Origin of the sequence: Microbacterium sp. Cr-K20 (assembly GCF_000708325.1) — a bacterium.
Lineage (GTDB): Bacteria > Actinomycetota > Actinomycetes > Actinomycetales > Microbacteriaceae > Microbacterium.
Window position 1 is genome coordinate 1 of record NZ_JARE01000070.1, and the last position, 16,976, is coordinate 16,976.

A 16,976-nucleotide genomic window follows, 5' to 3' on the forward strand; every position below is an offset into this window, starting at 1 on the left:
CTGCAGGCGGAGCGTAACCGGGCTGAGCGGGCGGGGCGTAGCCCTGCGGTGCCGGAGGAGCGTACCCCTGCGGTGCGCCGTATCCGGGAGCAGGGGCGGCGGGCTTGGGCTGAACCGGGATGCCCTGCCACACCGTGTTGTCACCGAGGAATCCGTTGTTCGCCCAGGGCGCGGGAACGATGTTCGGGTTCCAGCGCGACTTGTCGAAAGCGTTGATGCCGAGCCAGATCAAGGCACCGATACCGGGGATCAGGCCCAGGAGGATCCAGACGGCATCCTTCTGCAGCTTGAGACCCACGCGCCAGGCGACGATCACGATGACCGCGACATAGGCGATCCACGAAATGTAGTTCAGGATCGGAATGATGTTGATCACGATGGCGCCGAGCATCACCCACGGCGACACATCGCCGAGCTTTGCGAGGATCATGGCGTTGTAGACGGGCACCCACGCTCGCCACTTGCCCTCGACTCCGGCCTTCTCGAAGATCTTCATCAGGAACAGCGACGAGAGGACGTACCCCGCTATCGCGAAGATGAAGCCGAAGACGATCAGGATGCCGAAAACGGCCAACGAGCCTGTGTCGTAATAGTCGTACATGGTCCCCTCCGGATCCAATATTCGGCACGGGTCGCGCCGCGTGACAACCATAGCGGGGAGACCACAGGCGAGCAAAGACCCACGCGGAAGCGGTCATGCGCGGACTTGCGCGGTCACTCGTGGACGACGAGCTGCAGAACACCCGGCTGCTCCGTGTCACGCAGCACGACGCCTCGGCTCTCGGCCCAGCGCCGGAGGGAGCGGAGGGAAGCCACACGGGGCCGATCTTCGGCGAGGGCACGCACGAGCAACCCCTTGGACTTCTTGTTGAAGTGGTTCAGCGCCCGGCCGTGCTCAGTGACGACGCGGACATAGGCGGAGGGCACAGTGTCGGGCACAGGCCCCAGCGCCACATACGCCTCACTTCGCAGATCGAGCACGAAGGACGGTGACGCCTCCGCGATCGCCGCTGACGTGGCCTCCGCCCAGTGCTTCCGCAACGCAGGGAAGCGCGGCAGCGAAGTCCCGGCGGCCAGGCGATAGGTCGGCACCGCGTCCAGCGCACCGACGGGACCGAGAGGTGCACTGTGGATCCAGACGTGCTCCCCCAGCCACCGACGCGATGTTGCGGAGAGACCGCGTGCATCGAGCGCATCGAAGAGCACGCCCGTGTATCGATCGATCGCGGGCATCGTGGGCGCCGTCCGCAGCCGCCGGTTGTGCGCGATCTCGCCCATCTGGCGCTCGCTCAACTTGAGCACGCGTCGCGAGACCTCTTCGTCGGCTGCGAGGTCGACGAGGGCATCCAGCACGGCGGATCGATGCGCACTCAGCGACGGCAGCGAGAGGGAGGCGATGTCGAGCGGGACATCATGACCGCCCTCGCGCTTCGTCTCCGACGGCGGAAGCAGGATCTTCATGGAACCTCGGTGAATGCAGACGCGTCCGCCTCGGGACCCGAGGGGCACCGAGGCGGACGCGTCGAAACGGAAATGCTAGGCGATGAGAGCCGCGTTGCCGGCCACGATCGTCAGGGTGTCGCCCTCCATGGAGAGGAACCCGTCCTGCGCGTTGGCCAGCACCTTCGTGCCATCCGACTGCGTGATGCGGACCTGGCCCTCAGCGAGGATGGCCAGCACCGGCTCATGGCCGGTCATGAAGCCGATCTCGCCCTCGACGGTCTTGGCGACCACGAGGCTCGCCTCTCCCGTCCAGACCTCCGCATCCGCGGAGACGAGGCTGACGTGGAGCGCCATGGTCAGCCGTTCTCCTTCTGGATCTTCGCCCACTGCTCTTCGACGTCGGAGATGCCACCGACGTTGAAGAAGGCCTGCTCGGCGACGTGGTCGAAGTCACCGCGCGTGATCGCATCGAAGGACTCGATGGTCTCCTTGAGCGGGACGGTCGAACCCTCGACACCGGTGAACTTCTTCGCCATGTAGGTGTTCTGCGAGAGGAACTGCTGGATGCGACGTGCACGCGACACGACGATCTTGTCTTCCTCGGAGAGCTCGTCGACACCGAGGATGGCGATGATCTCCTGCAGTTCCTTGTTCTTCTGGAGGATCTGCTTGACCGTCGTGGCGACGCGGTAGTGGTCCTCGCCCAAGTAGCGGGGGTCCATGATGCGCGACGTCGAGGTCAGCGGGTCGATGGCCGGGTACAGACCCTTCGAGGCGATCTCACGAGAGAGCTCGGTCGTCGCGTCGAGGTGGGCGAACGTCGTCGCCGGAGCCGGGTCGGTGTAGTCATCGGCCGGCACGTAGATCGCCTGCAGCGAGGTGATCGAGTGACCACGCGTCGAGGTGATGCGCTCCTGGAGCACACCCATCTCGTCGGCGAGGTTCGGCTGGTAACCCACGGCGGAAGGCATGCGACCCAGCAGCGTGGAGACCTCGGAACCGGCCTGCGTGAAGCGGAAGATGTTGTCGATGAAGAGCAGCACATCCTGCTTCTGCACGTCACGGAAGTACTCCGCCATCGTCAGGGCCGACAGGGCGACGCGCAGACGCGTTCCCGGCGGCTCGTCCATCTGGCCGAACACCAGGGCGGTCTTGTCGAAGACGCCCGCCTCTTCCATCTCGTGGATGAGGTCGTTGCCCTCACGGGTGCGCTCACCGACACCGGCGAACACAGACACACCACCGTGGTCCTGCGCGACGCGCTGGATCATCTCCTGGATGAGGACGGTCTTGCCGACACCGGCACCACCGAACAGGCCGATCTTTCCACCCAGCACGTACGGGGTGAGGAGGTCGATCGACTTGATGCCGGTCTCGAACATCTGAGTCTTGGACTCGAGCTGGTCGAAGTTCGGCGCCTTGCGGTGGATGGGCCAGCGCTCGGTGACCTCGATCGTCTCACCGGGCTCGAGGTTGAGCACCTCGCCGATGACGTTGAACACCTTGCCCTTGGTCACGTCGCCGACGGGGACCGAGATGGCCTCACCGGTGTCGCGGACCTCCTGACCGCGGACGATGCCGTCGGTCGGGTTCAGAGCGATGGCGCGGACGAGGTCGTCGCCGAGGTGCTGTGCGACCTCGAGCGTGATCTCGGTGGACTCTTCGCCCATCGCGATCGTGGTCTTCAGCGCGTTGTAGATGTCGGGGATCGAGTCATGAGGGAACTCGATGTCGACAACCGGACCGTTGACGCGTGCGACGCGCCCGACGACCGCGGTCGCCGGCTGGTCAGCCGGAGCGGTGAGGGTCATTTTCGTCTCTTTCCTGATGGTCTATTTGCTCGAGAGGGCGTCGGCGCCGCCGACGATCTCGGCGATCTGCTGCGTGATCTCCGCCTGGCGCGCGTTGTTGCGCAGGCGGGTGTAGTCGGTGATGAGCTTGTCGGCGTTGTCGCTGGCCGACTTCATCGCCTTCTGCGTCGCGGCCTGCTTGGCAGCAGACGACTGCAGGAGAGCGTTGAAGACGCGGCTCTGGATGTACACCGGCAGGATCGCATCGAGAACGGTCTCGGCATCCGGCTCGAACTCGTACAGCGGGTAAACGGTGTTACCTGCCTCCGACTCATCGGCTTCCGTGATCTCCAGCGGGAGCAGGCGCACGGACTCGGGCGACTGCGTCATCATGCTGACGAAACGGTTGTACACGAGGTGGATCTCGTCGACGCCGCCGTCCTGTCCCCCGCGGGAGAAGGAATCGAGCAGCGTCGCGGAGATCTCCTCCGCGGTGTGGAACGACGGGGTATCGGTGTCGCCGGTCCACTCCGCAGCGGCAGCGAGGCGTCGGAACTGGAAGTATCCGACGGCCTTGCGACCGATGAGGTAGAAGACCGGCTCCTTGCCCTGCTCGCGCAGGAGCTCCGCCACCTCGAGACCCTCACGGAGGATCTGCGAGTTGAAGGCTCCGGCGAGACCGCGGTCCGACGAGAAGATCACGACCGCGGAGCGGGTGATGTTCTCGGACTCGCGGGTCAGCGGGTGATCCACGTTCGAGTGCGTCGCGACGGCAGACACGGCCCTCGTCACGGCTCGCGCGAAGGGTGTGGACGCCTTGACGCGTGCCATCGCCTTCTGGATGCGCGAAGCCGCGATGAGTTCCATCGCCTTCGTGATCTTCTTGGTCGTCTGAGCAGAAGAGATCTTCTGCTTGTAGACCCTGAGTTGAGCGCCCATATGTCAGTACCTCACGCGGTTACGCGCGACGACCCTTGACGATCTTCTCCTGGTTGACGTCCTCAGCCTCGGCTGCAGCGTGCTCCTCGTGGCCGGGAGCGCCGATGCTGGCGCCCTTGCCACCCTGGAACTCCAGGATGAAGGCATCCGTCTGCTTCTCGAGCTCGGCGACCGTGGCGTCATCGAGGACGTTGGTGTCGCGGAGCGTCTCGAGAACCTTGGTGTTGCGACGCAGGTAGTCCAGGAGTTCGCGCTCGAAGCGCAGGACATCCGAGACCTCGATCGTGTCGAGCTTGCCGTTGGTTCCGGCCCAGATCGAGACGACCTGCTCCTCGACGGGGTACGGGGAGTACTGCGGCTGCTTGAGCAGCTCGGTCAGACGCGCACCACGGGAGAGCTGACGACGCGAAGCCGCGTCGAGGTCGGACGCGAACATCGCGAACGCCTCGAGGGAGCGGTACTGCGCGAGCTCCAGCTTCAGCGTTCCGGAGACCTTCTTGATCGACTTGACCTGCGCGTCACCACCGACTCGCGAGACCGAGATACCCACGTCGACCGCCGGACGCTGGTTGGCGTTGAAGAGGTCGGACTGGAGGAAGATCTGGCCGTCGGTGATCGAGATCACGTTGGTCGGGATGTATGCCGAGACGTCGTTGGCCTTGGTCTCGATGATCGGGAGACCCGTCATGGAACCGGCGCCGAGCTCGTCGGACAGCTTCGCGCAACGCTCGAGCAGGCGCGAGTGCAGGTAGAAGACGTCACCCGGGTATGCCTCGCGGCCCGGCGGACGGCGAAGGAGCAGAGACACGGCACGGTAGGCCTCGGCCTGCTTCGACAGGTCATCGAAGATGATGAGGACGTGCTTGCCGCCGTACATCCAGTGCTGACCGATGGCCGAACCCGTGTAGGGGGCGAGGTACTTGAAGCCGGCGGGGTCGGATGCCGGAGCCGCCACGATCGTGGTGTACTCCAGGGCTCCGGCCTCTTCGAGCGCGCCCTTCACCGAAGCGATGGTCGAGCCCTTCTGGCCGATGGCGACGTAGATGCAGCGGACCTGCTTGTTGACGTCGCCCGACTCCCAGTTGGCCTTCTGGTTGATGATCGTGTCGATCGCGATGGCCGTCTTGCCGGTCTGGCGGTCGCCGATGATCAGCTGACGCTGGCCACGGCCGACGGGGATCATCGCGTCGATCGCCTTGATGCCGGTCTGCATCGGCTCGTGCACCGACTTACGCTGCATGACGCCGGGCGCCTGCAGCTCGAGAGCGCGGACGCTCTCGGTCTCGATGGCGCCGAGGCCGTCGATCGGGGTACCGAGCGGGTCGACCACGCGGCCGAGGTAGCCGTCGCCGACCGGGACCGAGAGGACCTCGCCCGTGCGGGTGACTTCCTGGCCGGCCTCGACACCGGTGAACTCGCCGAGGACGACGACACCGATCTCGTGCTCGTTCAGGCTCTGTGCGAGTCCCTTGGTGCCGTCGGCGAAGATGACGAGCTCGTTCGCCATGACGCCGGGAAGTCCCTCGACGTGCGCGATGCCGTCTGCGGCGTCGATGACGGTGCCGACCTCGGTCGCCCCGGCCCCGGAGGGCTCGTATGCTGCGGCGAAGTCCTTCAGCGCGTCACGGATGACGTCGGGGCTGATCGATAGTTCTGCCATTGTCTTCCCTTTGTATCTGGGTGCGCGGTTCCCCGCGCGAAGTCGTGTTAGCCCGCGAGCTTCTGGCGAAGGTCTGCGAGTCGTGCGGAGATGCTGCCGTCGATGACGTCATCGGCGATCTGCACACGCAGACCTCCGACCACGGCAGGGTCGATGACGACGTTGAGGGACACCTGGCCGTCGTAGCGACGAGACAGCGAGTCACTGAGACGTGCTCGCTGCGCATCGGTGAGCGGAGCCGCGGTGTGCACCGTGGCGACCACGCGACCGCGCTGGCTGGAGACGATGCTCATCGCCCGGTTCAGCAGTCGCCGCACGCGGCGCTCACGCGGCTGACGCACGAGCGACGTGATGATCAGCGTCGACGCAGCGCTCGTGGAGCCTTCGGCCAGGAGGCGCTCGACGAGCGCAGCCTTGGCGTCTTCTCCGCCGAGGCGGCTGCCCAGGGCGAGTTCGAGCTCGGGGTTGGCGGCGATCACGCGGGAGAAGCTGAAGAGCTCCCCCTCGATGTCCGCGCCCGGCTCGGCGATCGCAGCAGCGCGGATCGCGAGCTCCTCGACACCGTCGACGAGCTCACCCGCGTTGGACCAGCGCTCCGCGACGACCGTCTTCAGAACGCTCTGAGCGTCTGCGGAGAACCCGCCGAACACCGCGGCGACGACGTTCTGTCGTGCCGCGGCGGGAGCAGAGGGATCAGCAAGCGCGCCGCTCAGCTGAGACGACCCGCTCACGGCACGCGCGGCAGCGAGGAGCTCCCGTGCGGTGTCGAGAGTGACGCCCTTCGCTGCGGCAAGCGTCTGGATGGATGCCGCGAGTGCCTGAGTGGTCGCGCTGCCCATTACTGAGCCGCCTTCTCGGATGCCTCGAGGTCGGCGAGGAAGCGGTCGACGACAGCCGTCGCACGGGCGTCGTCGGAGAGCGTCTCGCCGACCACGCCGCCGGCGAGGTCGATGGCGAGCGTTCCGACCTCGCTGCGCAGCGAGACGAGAGCGGTCTGCCGCTCGGCCTCGATCTGCGTGTGCGCGGTGGCGGTGATGCGTGCGGCCTCGGTGGACGCGGCATCCTTCGCCTCGGCGACGATCTTCTTGCCGTCCTCACGGGCGGCCTCGCGGATCTCTCCGGCCTCGGTACGCGCCTCAGCGAGCTGACGCGTGTACTCCTCGAGTGCCGCCTCCGCCTGCTTCTGCGCCTCGTCGGCCTTGGCGATGTTGCCCTCGATGGCGGCGGACCGCTCGTCGAGCATCTTCGTGAGCCGGGGAAGGGCGACCTTCCAGACCACGATGAGGATGACGATGAACCAGAGGCCCGACCAGATGATGTCGTACCAGGCAGGGATGAGGGGGTTGTTCGGCTCACCCTCTGCTGCGAGGTTCGTGACAAGAGCGTTCAGCATCCTGTCTCCTTCAGAAGTCGGTGAGGATTACGGGAAGGGGATGAATGCGACGGCGATGCCGACGAACGCAAGCGCCTCGGTGAAGGCGATACCGATCCACATGAGGACCTGGAGACGACCGGCCAGCTCGGGCTGACGGGCGACGCCCTCGATGGTCTTGCCGACGACGATGCCGACGCCGATGGCCGGGCCGATGGCTGCGAGGCCGTAGCCGACAGCTCCGAGGTGACCGTTGATTTCAGCGAGAACCGTAGTAGCGTCCACGGGGTTTTCCTTTCGTTGGGTGGGAAGGCTGATGCCTGCCCGCTCAGTGCTCTTCTGCGACCGCGAGCTGGATGTAGACCGCGGTGAGGACGGTGAAGACGTATGCCTGGAGGACGGCGACCAGGATCTCGAAGAGAGTGAAGGCGCCGCCGAAGGCGAGGGTTCCGACACCGAGCGCGGCCCAGCCGCCGCCTGCGGTGAAGAAGAAGAACTGGGTCGCGGAGAACGCGAGGACCAGGATCATGTGCCCCACGACGAGGTTCATGAGAAGACGCAGCGTCAACGTGACCGGACGCAGGATGAACGTCGAGATGAGCTCGATGATCGCGACGATCGGCATCGCGGCGACCGGCACGCCCTGCGGGAACAGGGAGTTCTTGAAGAACTTGAGGCCGTGGCGCTTGATTCCCGCGTAGATGAAGGTCACGTAGCTGACCACGGCGAGCGTCAGCGGCACCGCGACGATCGCCGTTCCCGGCATGTTCAGGAACGGGATGATTCCCGTGATGTTCATGAACAGCACCATGAAGAAGATGGTGGTGAGGATCGGCAGGAAGCGATCGCCGTCCTTGCGACCGAGCATGTCGTGGGCGACGTTGGTTCGAACGAAGCCGAGCCCCATCTCCACCAGGCTCTGGAAGCGTCCGGGGACGACCTTCATGCGGCGGGTGCCGAGCCAGAGGATGAGAACCACGGCGATCACCGCGAGCAACTGGACCAGGTGGATCCGGTTGACGGGGATCGGGCCTACGTGGAAGAGGATCTCCGGAAAGAAATCGTCGATCGAAGGGCCGTGGAACTCGCCGTCGGAGGCAAGTCGGGGGGTCAGGGTCGCAGCAAGATTAAACAGCGCGGGCTCCAGCTTCGGGGCACCGGTCTAAACCGGGGCGACGATGGTCGGTGTGCAATCAGCGCAAGCGCTCGCGGGCGAGCGGCGGGCACGTTTCAACAGTATCAGAATCTGAGGGTCCCCTAAGACCGCGGGCCGCCGTCGACGGGTCCTTCGTCGATGTGATTCGCGTTGCCGGGGGCGCGGTCCTCTGGCACCTCGGTCGGCAGCGTGGTGTCGCTCACGTTCGGCAGTCGCATACGAGTGAGCACGATCACATCGATCGCGAGGGACATCAGCACGCCGGCCACGATCGAGAGGAAGAACACCATCGGCTCCAGCCACGGCTGACCCGCGAGCAGGATCATCGCGACGACGAACAGTCCGAGCTTGAGGAGCCAACCACCCAGGACGATGGCGAAGAACAGCTGAACGTAGATCGGGTCCCCGTACCAACGGTTGGCGATGAGGATGCTGATGCCGGTGATCGCCAGGAACACGGCGGCCAGCAGCACGCCCAGCAGCCCGCTGACGAGTCCCTCTCCCCCGGCGACGGCATAGCCGACACCGCCCGCGACGATCGCGAGTACCGCGGTGGCGACCGCCGACCAGATGAGGGTGCGACGCAGGATCGGCGTGCTGGAAACGGGGCTCGGGCTCATCAGGACTCCACGGGTGTCGGGTCGGTGTCGGCGGCCGCTGCGCTCTTCCTGCGGCGGGTGGGGCTCAGGGTGACGACGAGGCAGGCGGCGATGCCCACGACGCCGAAGCCGACGCCGGGAAGGTACTGGCCGGGCCAGTCCTCCCGTGCACCGACGTACATCAGCAGGACGGCGAGCGAGATGACGGCCGTCCATGCGTAGAAGATGAGGACAGCGTCGCGGTCGCGGTGGCCGAGGTCCAGCATCCGGTGATGCAGGTGCTTGCGATCGGGTGAGAACGGCGACCGGCCGGCGCTCATGCGTCGGAGCACCGCCAGACCGAAGTCGAGCAGCGGCAGCAGCACCACCAGCAGCGGCAGCAGGATCGGGAGGAAGGCACCGATCAGCTGCGAGCGGCCGAGGCGCTCGGGGTCCAGAGCCGACGGATCCATCTGGCCGGTGATGGAGATCGCCGACGTCGCCATCAGCAGGCCGATCACCAGAGCACCCGAGTCGCCCATGAACAGCTTCGCCGGACTCCAGTTCAGCGGTAGGAAACCGAGGCAGGCGCCGATCAGGACCGCGGCGAGGAAAGTGGAGAGGTTGAAGTAGCTCGAGGCTCCGGAGTCACGCGTGAAGATGTAGGAGTACGCGAAGAACACGCCGTTCGAGATGAGACACACCCCGGCGACCAGCCCGTCGAGTCCGTCGATGAAGTTCACTGCGTTCATCACGATGACGATCGCGAACATGGTGATCGTGATGCTCAGCCAGCTGGAGACCACGATGAGGTCCCCGAACGGCAGCGACAGGATCTGCAGTCCGCCGCCCACGGTGATGAGCCCGGCGGCCAGGAATTGCGCGCCGAGCTTGATCATCCAGTCGATGTCCCAGAGATCGTCCACCACGCCGATGATCGCGATCAGCAGCGAGGCGCCCAGGATCGACCACATCGTCTGCGGGGGGATCCAGATGCTCTGGAAGAACGGGTTGATCGCCGAGAACCCGAAGGCGGCGGCGATGCCGAGGAAGATCGCCACACCGCCGAGGCGGGGCGTGGGCGTGGTGTGCACGTCGCGCTCGCGGATGCCGGGGTACAGCTTGAACCGGAGGCTGAGTCGCCAGACCGCCCAGGTCAGCGCGAACGTGATCGCTGCCGTGAGGATGACCGTGGCGAGATACTGCTTCACGAATCCGCGTCCTGCGGCTCCTCCGCATGCACATGCTCCGCGTCCTGCGGCTCCTCGGGTTCGAGCAGATCGCCGAGCACCTCCTGCAGCTGCTCGCGCGTCACCGCACCGTCTCGGAGGATGCGAACAGTGCCGGGCTCGGCATCCGCACTCCGACGGACCAGAGACGTGGCGTCGACGATGGTGGAGGCGATGCCGTCCTTGCTCAGACCATCGGCGAGGTACACGGCGACGCTGTCGCCCAGCATCTGCTCCGCGTCCGAGGCCGAGATGGCGGCGGGCTGGCCGGTGAGATTGGCGCTGGACACGGCGAGCGGTCCGGTCTCGGCCAGCAGCTCCAGTGCCACGCGCCCCTCCGGCATCCGCACCGCGACCGTCCCGAGCGTCTCCCCGAGATCCCACACCAGAGAGGGCTGGGCGGGGAGCACGATCGTGAGACCGCCGGGCCAGAACGCCTCGATGAGACGTTCGACAGGCTCCGGGACGGACTCGGCCAGGGCTGCGAGCGTCTCCTTCGTGCCGATCAGAACGGGCGGCGGCTGATCACGGCCGCGCCCCTTCGCATCGAGCAGCCGCTGGACGGCGGCCGGGGAGAAGGCGTCGGCAGCGACGCCGTACACGGTGTCTGTGGGCATCACGATGAGTTCGCCGCGGCCGATCGCCTGGCGCGCATGGCGCATGCCGGCGAGCAGCTGCGAGTCATCGCGGCAGTCGAAGATGGTTGACATGACGGTTCGATTCTATGCGGCGCGGGGGCTGCAGATGCTCAGAGGGAGCTGATCAGGGCCTGAGCGCCGTGGTGGTGCGGTCCCGCAGGGTGAGGTCGCGATGCGTCGCCGGAGCGCGCCAGCCGTCCGCGGCGAGGATGTCCCTGATCGATTCCCCCTGCAGCTCGCCGTGCTCGATGACGAGAAGACCACCGGAGTGCAGGAGTGCGAGCGCCCGAGAACTGAGCACTCGCACGATGTCCAGGCCGTCCTCTCCCCCGTACAGCGCCATCGCGGGGTCGAAGAGTCGCACCTCCGGATCCCGCGGGATCGCGGCGTCCGGCACATAGGGCGGGTTCGAGATGACGACCGATGCCGTGCCGTCGAGTTCGGGGAAAGCCTCCCCCAGATCGGACAGCACGAGCGTCAGGTTGTCGACGCCGGCGACGTTCCGGCTGGCCCACGCGTGCGCCTCCTCGGACAGCTCGGCGGCGAAGACACGGGCGTGCGGCACCTCCGTCGCCATCGCGAGAGCGATCGCACCGCTGCCGGTGCCGAGGTCCACGCCGATCGGCTCGGGCTCCGCGGAGTTCAGCAGCGCATCGATCGCATACTGCACCACCGTCTCGGTCTCCGGCCGCGGGACGAACACACCGGGCCCCACCGCCAGCTCGAGGTGGCGGAAGGGGGCGGTCCCGGTGATGTGCTGCAGCGGCTCGCGCGCGACTCGGCGCGTCACCAGAGCCTCCAGGGCGCCCGCCGTCTCGTCGTCGACGTCGTCGCCGCGGATGACCGCGGCCTGCACCTCGCCGCGTCGCCGACCGAGCACGTGGCCCGCGAGCAGCTCTGCGTCGACCAGAGGATCGGGGACGCCGACGTCGGCCAGGCGCTGAGCAGCGGCACGGACGAGCGCCGCGAGAGAGGTGTCGGACATGGGTTCCAGCGTAGAGCGCGCACGGCTGTCACAATGCCCCCGCCCACAGGGCCCTCCCCTAGGCTGGACCGGCAGCGACCCCCGCACAGGAAGGCTCCTCATGCCCGGCATCCACTCCGACATCACGACCGCTTTCGGCAACACGCCGCTCGTGCGTCTGAACCGCGTGACCGAGGGCCTCGGGGCCACCGTGCTCGCCAAGCTCGAGTACTACAACCCGGCATCGAGCGTGAAGGATCGCATCGGCATCGCGATGATCAACGCCGCAGAGGCATCGGGCGAGCTGAAGCCCGGTGGCACGATCGTGGAGTCGACGAGTGGCAACACCGGCATCGCACTCGCGATGGTGGGCGCCGCCCGCGGTTACCGGGTCATCCTGACGATGCCTGCCTCCATGTCCAAGGAGCGCCGTGTGCTGCTCAAGGCCTTCGGCGCGGAGATCGTGCTCACCGATCCCACCAAGGGCATGAGCGGTGCGATCGAGGAGACCAAGCGCATCGTCTCGGAGACGCCCGGCGCGATCTGGATCCGTCAGTTCGAGAACCCCGCCAACCCTCAGATCCACCGCGAGACCACGGCGCAGGAGATCCTCCGCGACACCGACGGTGCGGTCGACATCTTCATCGCTGGAGTCGGCACCGGCGGGACGGTGACGGGAACCGGGCAGGCCCTCAAGGCCGCGAAGCCGGGCATCCAGGTCATCGCCGTCGAGCCCAAGGACTCCCCTGTGCTCAGCGAGGGCCACCCCGGACCGCACAAGATCCAGGGCATCGGGCCGAACTTCGTCCCCGACGTGCTCGACCGCGATGTGCTCGATGAGATCATGACCGCGGAGTTCGACGAGTCGCTGCGGGTCGCCCGGGAGCTCGCCGCGAAAGAGGGCCTGCTCGTCGGCATGTCGTCCGGCGCGGCCGTCGCCGCGGCGCTCAAGGTCGCCGCGCGCCCCGAGAACGACGGCAAGACCATCGTCGTCGTGATCCCGGACACCGGTGAGCGCTACCTCTCCACCGCGCTGTTCGAGGACCTGCGCGAAGACTGAGACGTCGATGGGCATGATCGGACGAATGCGCGAGGACGTCGCGGCGGCTCGCCTTCGTGACCCCGCCGCACGCAGCTCCGTCGAGGTCGCTCTGCTGTACCCGGGGCTCCACGCCATCTGGGCGCACCGCGTCTCGCACGCGCTCTGGCGACGCCGACTGCGATTGCTCGCGCGCGCGGGCTCGCAGCTGTCGCGCTGGCTGACCGGGATCGAGATCCATCCCGGCGCGCGCATCGGCCGTCGGTTCTTCATCGATCACGGCATGGGCGTCGTGATCGGCGAGACCAGTGTGATCGGCGATGACGTGATGCTCTACCACGGCGTGACTCTCGGCGGACGGACGCGCACCTCCGGCAAACGCCACCCCACGCTCGGCGACGGAGTGGCGGTCGGTGCCGGTGCGAAGGTCCTCGGCCCCATCACGATCGGCCCCGGCTCCGTCATCGGTGCGAACGCCGTGGTCACCCGTGATGCTCCGGCGGACAGCATCCTCGTCGGGGTTCCGGCGAAGCCGCGCCAGCGCAATACCGGCGAAGACACCAGGGCACTGCTCACCGCACCGGACTACGCGATCTGACCGGCGTCGGGCCCCGACGGCCTAGCGGCGTGTGGTCTTGACGGCCTCCACCTTCTTGCGAAGGAAGATGAGAGGAAGCAGGACGCTGCCGAGAGCGGTGATGAGCCACACGATCACCGAGCCGAGAAGCCAGCCGGTGAGGTCGGTGATGCGCAGTCCTCCAATGGGCAGCAGCACCACGATGATGAGCGAGATCAGCGTCGAGAAGATGCCGATGCCGCCCATGAGCACGGGCGCGTAGCGCGTGGCCATCTTGCCCACCCACGGCGCGAGGACGCTCTGCAGGATCGCGAAGATCAGTATGCAGATGACGAAGCCCCACCACTTGTCCCACTCGATCTGGAACCCGTCGAGGGCGAGGTCGGCGGCGATCAGGCCGAGACCGGCCGACACGACGTACATGAGGCCGCGGAACAGAAGTGTGATCACGGCCCGAGCATAGCGCTCGAGCGGCGAGTCAGGAGTCGGAACCGACCGCGGCGAGCCGCGCTTCCTCGTCTGCCGTGATCGCGCTCTCGATCAGCGGATCGAGCGCTCCGTCCATGACCTGATCGAGGTTGTACGCCTTGAAGCCCGTGCGGTGATCCGCGATGCGGTTCTCGGGGAAGTTGTAGGTGCGGATGCGCTCAGAGCGATCCATGCCTCGGATCTGCGATCGGCGGGCATCGGATGCCGCGGCGTCCAGCTCCTCCTGCTGACGGGCGAGCAGACGGGCACGCAGCACGCGCATACCCGCCTCGCGGTTCTGCAGCTGGGACTTCTCGTTCTGCATCGACACGACGATGCCGGTCGGCACGTGAGTGATGCGCACCGCGGAATCGGTCGTGTTCACCGACTGCCCACCCGGACCGGATGAGCGGAACACATCGATCTTGAGGTCGTTCTGGTCGATGTGGATCTCTTCGGGCTCGTCGACCTCGGGGAAGACGAGCACCCCGGTGGTCGACGTGTGGATGCGCCCCTGCGACTCCGTCGCGGGCACACGCTGCACGCGGTGCACGCCCCCCTCGTACTTCAGGTGCGCCCACACGCCCTGGGCGGGGTCGGTCGAGGATCCCTTGATGGCCACCTGAACATCCTTGTAGCCGCCGAGGTCGGACTCGTTGCGCTCGAGCAGCTCGGTCTTCCACCCCTTGGACGCCGCGTACTGGATGTACATGCGCAACAGGTCGGCGGCGAACAGCGCAGACTCCGCGCCACCCTCCCCCGCCTTGATCTCCATGATCACGTCGCGGGCATCGTCCGGGTCGCGCGGGATCAGCAGGCGCCGCAGGCGTTCCTGTGCGGTCTGCAGCTCCTCTTCCATCGCCGGTATCTCGGCCGCGATCGACTCGTCCTCCCGCGCGAACTCGCGCGCGGTCTCCAGATCATCGGTCGCCGCGATCCAGGCCTCATACGCGGCGACGATGCGAGAAAGCTCGGCATAGCGACGGTTCACGCGCTTCGCACGGGCAGCGTCGGCGTGCACCGCCGGGTCGGAGAGTTCCTCCTGCACCCGGCGATGCTCGTCGATCAGAGTCTGGACGGACTCGAACACGGCTCAGCCGCTCAGCGGATGTTGTTGTCGTGCCCGTGCGCGCCCGAGGGAAGCGTCGGGATCGACTTCTGCATCTGCACGAGGAACTCGACGTTCGAGTTGGTCTCCTTGAGCTTGCCGAGGACCACCTCGAGAGCCTGCTGCTGGTCGAGGCCGGCGAGGGCACGACGCAGCTTCCACGTGATCTTGACTTCGTCAGCCGAGAGCAGCATCTCTTCGCGACGGGTGCTCGACGCGTTCACGTCGACCGCAGGGAAGATGCGCTTGTCGGCGAGGGCGCGGGACAGGCGCAGCTCACTGTTGCCGGTGCCCTTGAACTCCTCGAAGATGACCTCGTCCATCTTGGAACCGGTCTCGACCAGCGCCGTGGCGAGGATCGTGAGGGATCCGCCGTTCTCGATGTTGCGCGCCGCTCCGAAGAACCGCTTGGGCGGGTACAGCGCCGACGCGTCGACGCCACCGGAGAGCACGCGGCCCGATGCCGGGGCAGCCAGGTTGTACGCACGGCCGAGGCGGGTGATCGAGTCGAGCAGCACGACGACGTCGCGTCCGAGCTCGACCAGTCGCTTCGCACGCTCGATGGCGAGCTCGGCGACCGTGGTGTGGTCTTCGGCCGGACGATCGAACGTCGAGGCGATGACCTCGCCCTTGACCGAACGCTCCATGTCGGTGACCTCTTCGGGGCGCTCGTCGACGAGCACGACCATGAGGTGGACCTCGGGGTTGTTCTGCGCGATGGCGTTCGCGATCTGCTGCAGCACGATCGTCTTGCCCGCCTTGGGCGGCGCGACGATGAGACCGCGCTGGCCCTTGCCGACCGGGGCGACCAGGTCGATGATGCGCTGGGTCAGCTTCTCGGGGGCCGTCTCCATGCGCAGACGCTCCTGCGGGTACAGCGGGGTGAGCTTGCCGAACTCCACACGCGTGGCCGCGTCGTCGACCGACAGACCGTTGATCGAGTCGACCTTGACCAGCGCGTTGTACTTCTGGCGCCCCTGCTGCTCGCCCTCGCGGGGCTGCTTGATCGAGCCGACGACGGCGTCGCCCTTGCGGAGGTTGTACTTCTTCACCTGGCCGAGCGAGACATACACGTCGCTGGGGCCGGCGAGGTAGCCGGTGGTGCGCACGAAGGCGTAGTTGTCGAGCACGTCGAGGATGCCGGCGATCGGGATCAGGACGTCGTCCTCGCCGATCTCGGTGTCGAACTCATCGGTCGGGACACCGCTGCGGCGCTTGTTGCGCTGACGGTTGCGGTTGTTGCCGCCGGCCTGGTCGTCATCGGCCGCGGGCTGTACCTGCTGCTCCTGCGCTGCGCCGTTCTGTCCACGTCCACGGTTGCGGCTGCGGCTGCGGTTGCGACCGCGGCCACCCTGCTCCTCGCCACCGTCGGAGTCGTCGTCGCCGTTGTTGCTGTTCTGCGCGTCGTTGTGCTGCGCGTTGTCGTTCTTCTGCGCGTTGTTGTTCTGCGCGTTGTTGTTCTGAGCGTTGCGGCCCCGTGCGTTGCCGCTCTGGGCGGGCTCGGCGGCGGCGTCAGACGAGGCATCCGCAGCAGGCGCTGCATCCGCAGCTTCGGCCTCGGGGGCTGCGGTCTTCTGAGCGCCACGGCGCCCTCGGCCGGTCGACTTGGGTGCCGACTCCGCCGGCGCTTCTGCCGGAGCGGCATCCGCGGCCGGTGCCTCTGCCGGAGCGGCTTCTGCTGCCGGGGCCTCGGCGTCTGCCTTCTTGGCGCGGCTGCGACGCGGTGCCTTCGCCTTGGGCGCGGCCTCCGTGGTCTCGGCCGATGCCTCGGCGGGCGCGGCTTCGGCCTTCGGCGCGGTCTCGGCCTTCGGCGCGGTCTCGGTCTTCGACGCGGGCTTCTCGGCCTTCGCTGCTTCGGCCTTCTCGGCCTTCGCGGCCGCGGTGGCGGTGCTGGCGCGACGCGGTGCACGCTTGCGTGCCGGTGCGGCCTCGGTCGCGGGTGCTTCGGAAACCGAAGCGGACTGGTCGTTCTGGGTCTCGGAGAGGTTCTCCACGAGTACTCCCTTATATGTCAT

The 16,976-nt window shown here is 66.9% G+C and carries 19 protein-coding genes; 2 read left to right on the plus strand and 17 right to left on the minus strand.

Annotated features, from left to right (window positions below; all coding sequences use genetic code 11):
- The 14 genes from GZ67_RS0116860 to prmC form a co-directional block, all read right to left on the minus strand.
- Window positions 1-601: hypothetical protein (locus GZ67_RS0116860; RefSeq protein WP_029273959.1), on the minus strand; the 601-nt coding region annotated here is incomplete at its 3' end.
- 113 nt (window positions 602-714) lie between these two features.
- Window positions 715-1,461, minus strand: coding sequence for a YaaA family protein (locus tag GZ67_RS0116865; RefSeq protein ID WP_029261859.1), 747 nt, complete (start codon window positions 1,459-1,461; stop codon window positions 715-717).
- 75 nt (window positions 1,462-1,536) lie between these two features.
- Window positions 1,537-1,797 (minus strand): F0F1 ATP synthase subunit epsilon, encoded by a 261-nt coding sequence (locus GZ67_RS0116870; protein ID WP_017830988.1) that lies wholly within the window; start codon window positions 1,795-1,797, stop codon window positions 1,537-1,539.
- Between the two features lie 2 nt (window positions 1,798-1,799).
- Window positions 1,800-3,254, minus strand: coding sequence for a F0F1 ATP synthase subunit beta (gene atpD, locus GZ67_RS0116875; RefSeq protein WP_017830989.1), 1,455 nt, complete (start codon window positions 3,252-3,254; stop codon window positions 1,800-1,802).
- A 21-nt stretch (window positions 3,255-3,275) separates the two neighbouring features.
- The gene (locus tag GZ67_RS0116880) at window positions 3,276-4,172 is read right to left on the minus strand and encodes a F0F1 ATP synthase subunit gamma (RefSeq protein ID WP_029261860.1); all 897 of its coding nucleotides are present in this window, start codon (window positions 4,170-4,172) and stop codon (window positions 3,276-3,278) included.
- A 19-nt stretch (window positions 4,173-4,191) separates the two neighbouring features.
- Entirely contained in the window at window positions 4,192-5,832 is a 1,641-nt protein-coding gene (atpA, locus tag GZ67_RS0116885; protein ID WP_029261861.1) for a F0F1 ATP synthase subunit alpha, read from the minus strand.
- A gap of 47 nt (window positions 5,833-5,879) precedes the next feature.
- Window positions 5,880-6,671, minus strand: coding sequence for a F0F1 ATP synthase subunit delta (locus GZ67_RS0116890; RefSeq protein WP_029261862.1), 792 nt, complete (start codon window positions 6,669-6,671; stop codon window positions 5,880-5,882).
- A complete protein-coding gene (locus GZ67_RS0116895) occupies window positions 6,671-7,225 on the minus strand; it encodes a F0F1 ATP synthase subunit B (protein WP_029261863.1) in 555 nt (184 codons plus the stop codon). The genes GZ67_RS0116890 and GZ67_RS0116895 overlap by 1 nt, the downstream gene beginning before the upstream one ends.
- 27 nt (window positions 7,226-7,252) lie before the next feature.
- The gene (gene atpE, locus GZ67_RS0116900) at window positions 7,253-7,489 is read right to left on the minus strand and encodes an ATP synthase F0 subunit C (RefSeq protein WP_017830994.1); all 237 of its coding nucleotides are present in this window, start codon (window positions 7,487-7,489) and stop codon (window positions 7,253-7,255) included.
- A 43-nt stretch (window positions 7,490-7,532) separates the two neighbouring features.
- Window positions 7,533-8,252: a F0F1 ATP synthase subunit A gene (atpB, locus tag GZ67_RS0116905; protein ID WP_258134098.1), complete on the minus strand. Its 720-nt coding sequence runs from the start codon at window positions 8,250-8,252 to the stop codon at window positions 7,533-7,535.
- A gap of 209 nt (window positions 8,253-8,461) precedes the next feature.
- Window positions 8,462-8,980, minus strand: a complete 519-nt coding sequence (locus GZ67_RS0116910) for a hypothetical protein (RefSeq protein ID WP_029261865.1) — start codon at window positions 8,978-8,980, stop codon at window positions 8,462-8,464.
- Window positions 8,980-10,149 carry an MraY family glycosyltransferase gene (locus GZ67_RS0116915; protein WP_029261866.1) on the minus strand — a complete coding sequence of 390 codons (1,170 nt, stop codon included), beginning with the start codon at window positions 10,147-10,149 and terminating at the stop codon, window positions 8,980-8,982. The genes GZ67_RS0116910 and GZ67_RS0116915 overlap by 1 nt, the downstream gene beginning before the upstream one ends.
- Window positions 10,146-10,877: an L-threonylcarbamoyladenylate synthase gene (locus tag GZ67_RS0116920; RefSeq protein ID WP_029261867.1), complete on the minus strand. Its 732-nt coding sequence runs from the start codon at window positions 10,875-10,877 to the stop codon at window positions 10,146-10,148. The genes GZ67_RS0116915 and GZ67_RS0116920 overlap by 4 nt, the downstream gene beginning before the upstream one ends.
- 52 nt (window positions 10,878-10,929) lie before the next feature.
- Window positions 10,930-11,790: a peptide chain release factor N(5)-glutamine methyltransferase gene (gene prmC, locus GZ67_RS0116925; protein WP_029261868.1), complete on the minus strand. Its 861-nt coding sequence runs from the start codon at window positions 11,788-11,790 to the stop codon at window positions 10,930-10,932.
- Between the two features lie 100 nt (window positions 11,791-11,890).
- On the opposite strand from prmC, the gene cysK reads away from it, so the two are divergent.
- Window positions 11,891-12,829 carry a cysteine synthase A gene (cysK, locus tag GZ67_RS0116930; RefSeq protein ID WP_029261869.1) on the plus strand — a complete coding sequence of 313 codons (939 nt, stop codon included), beginning with the start codon at window positions 11,891-11,893 and terminating at the stop codon, window positions 12,827-12,829.
- Between the two features lie 7 nt (window positions 12,830-12,836).
- Complete coding sequence (gene epsC, locus GZ67_RS0116935; RefSeq protein WP_029261870.1) at window positions 12,837-13,406, plus strand: serine O-acetyltransferase EpsC; 570 nt, start codon at window positions 12,837-12,839, stop codon at window positions 13,404-13,406.
- Between the two features lie 21 nt (window positions 13,407-13,427).
- On the opposite strand, the gene GZ67_RS0116940 is transcribed toward epsC, so the two are convergent.
- From GZ67_RS0116940 to rho, 3 genes are read right to left on the minus strand one after another with little or no spacing between them, the layout of a single operon-like run.
- On the minus strand, window positions 13,428-13,835 hold the full coding sequence (locus GZ67_RS0116940; protein WP_029261871.1) for a phage holin family protein: 408 nt from the start codon (window positions 13,833-13,835) through the stop codon (window positions 13,428-13,430).
- Between the two features lie 28 nt (window positions 13,836-13,863).
- Complete coding sequence (prfA, locus tag GZ67_RS0116945; RefSeq protein ID WP_029261872.1) at window positions 13,864-14,943, minus strand: peptide chain release factor 1; 1,080 nt, start codon at window positions 14,941-14,943, stop codon at window positions 13,864-13,866.
- Window positions 14,944-14,954: 11 nt separating this feature from the next.
- On the minus strand, window positions 14,955-16,976 hold the full coding sequence (gene rho, locus GZ67_RS0116950; protein WP_231481851.1) for a transcription termination factor Rho: 2,022 nt from the start codon (window positions 16,974-16,976) through the stop codon (window positions 14,955-14,957).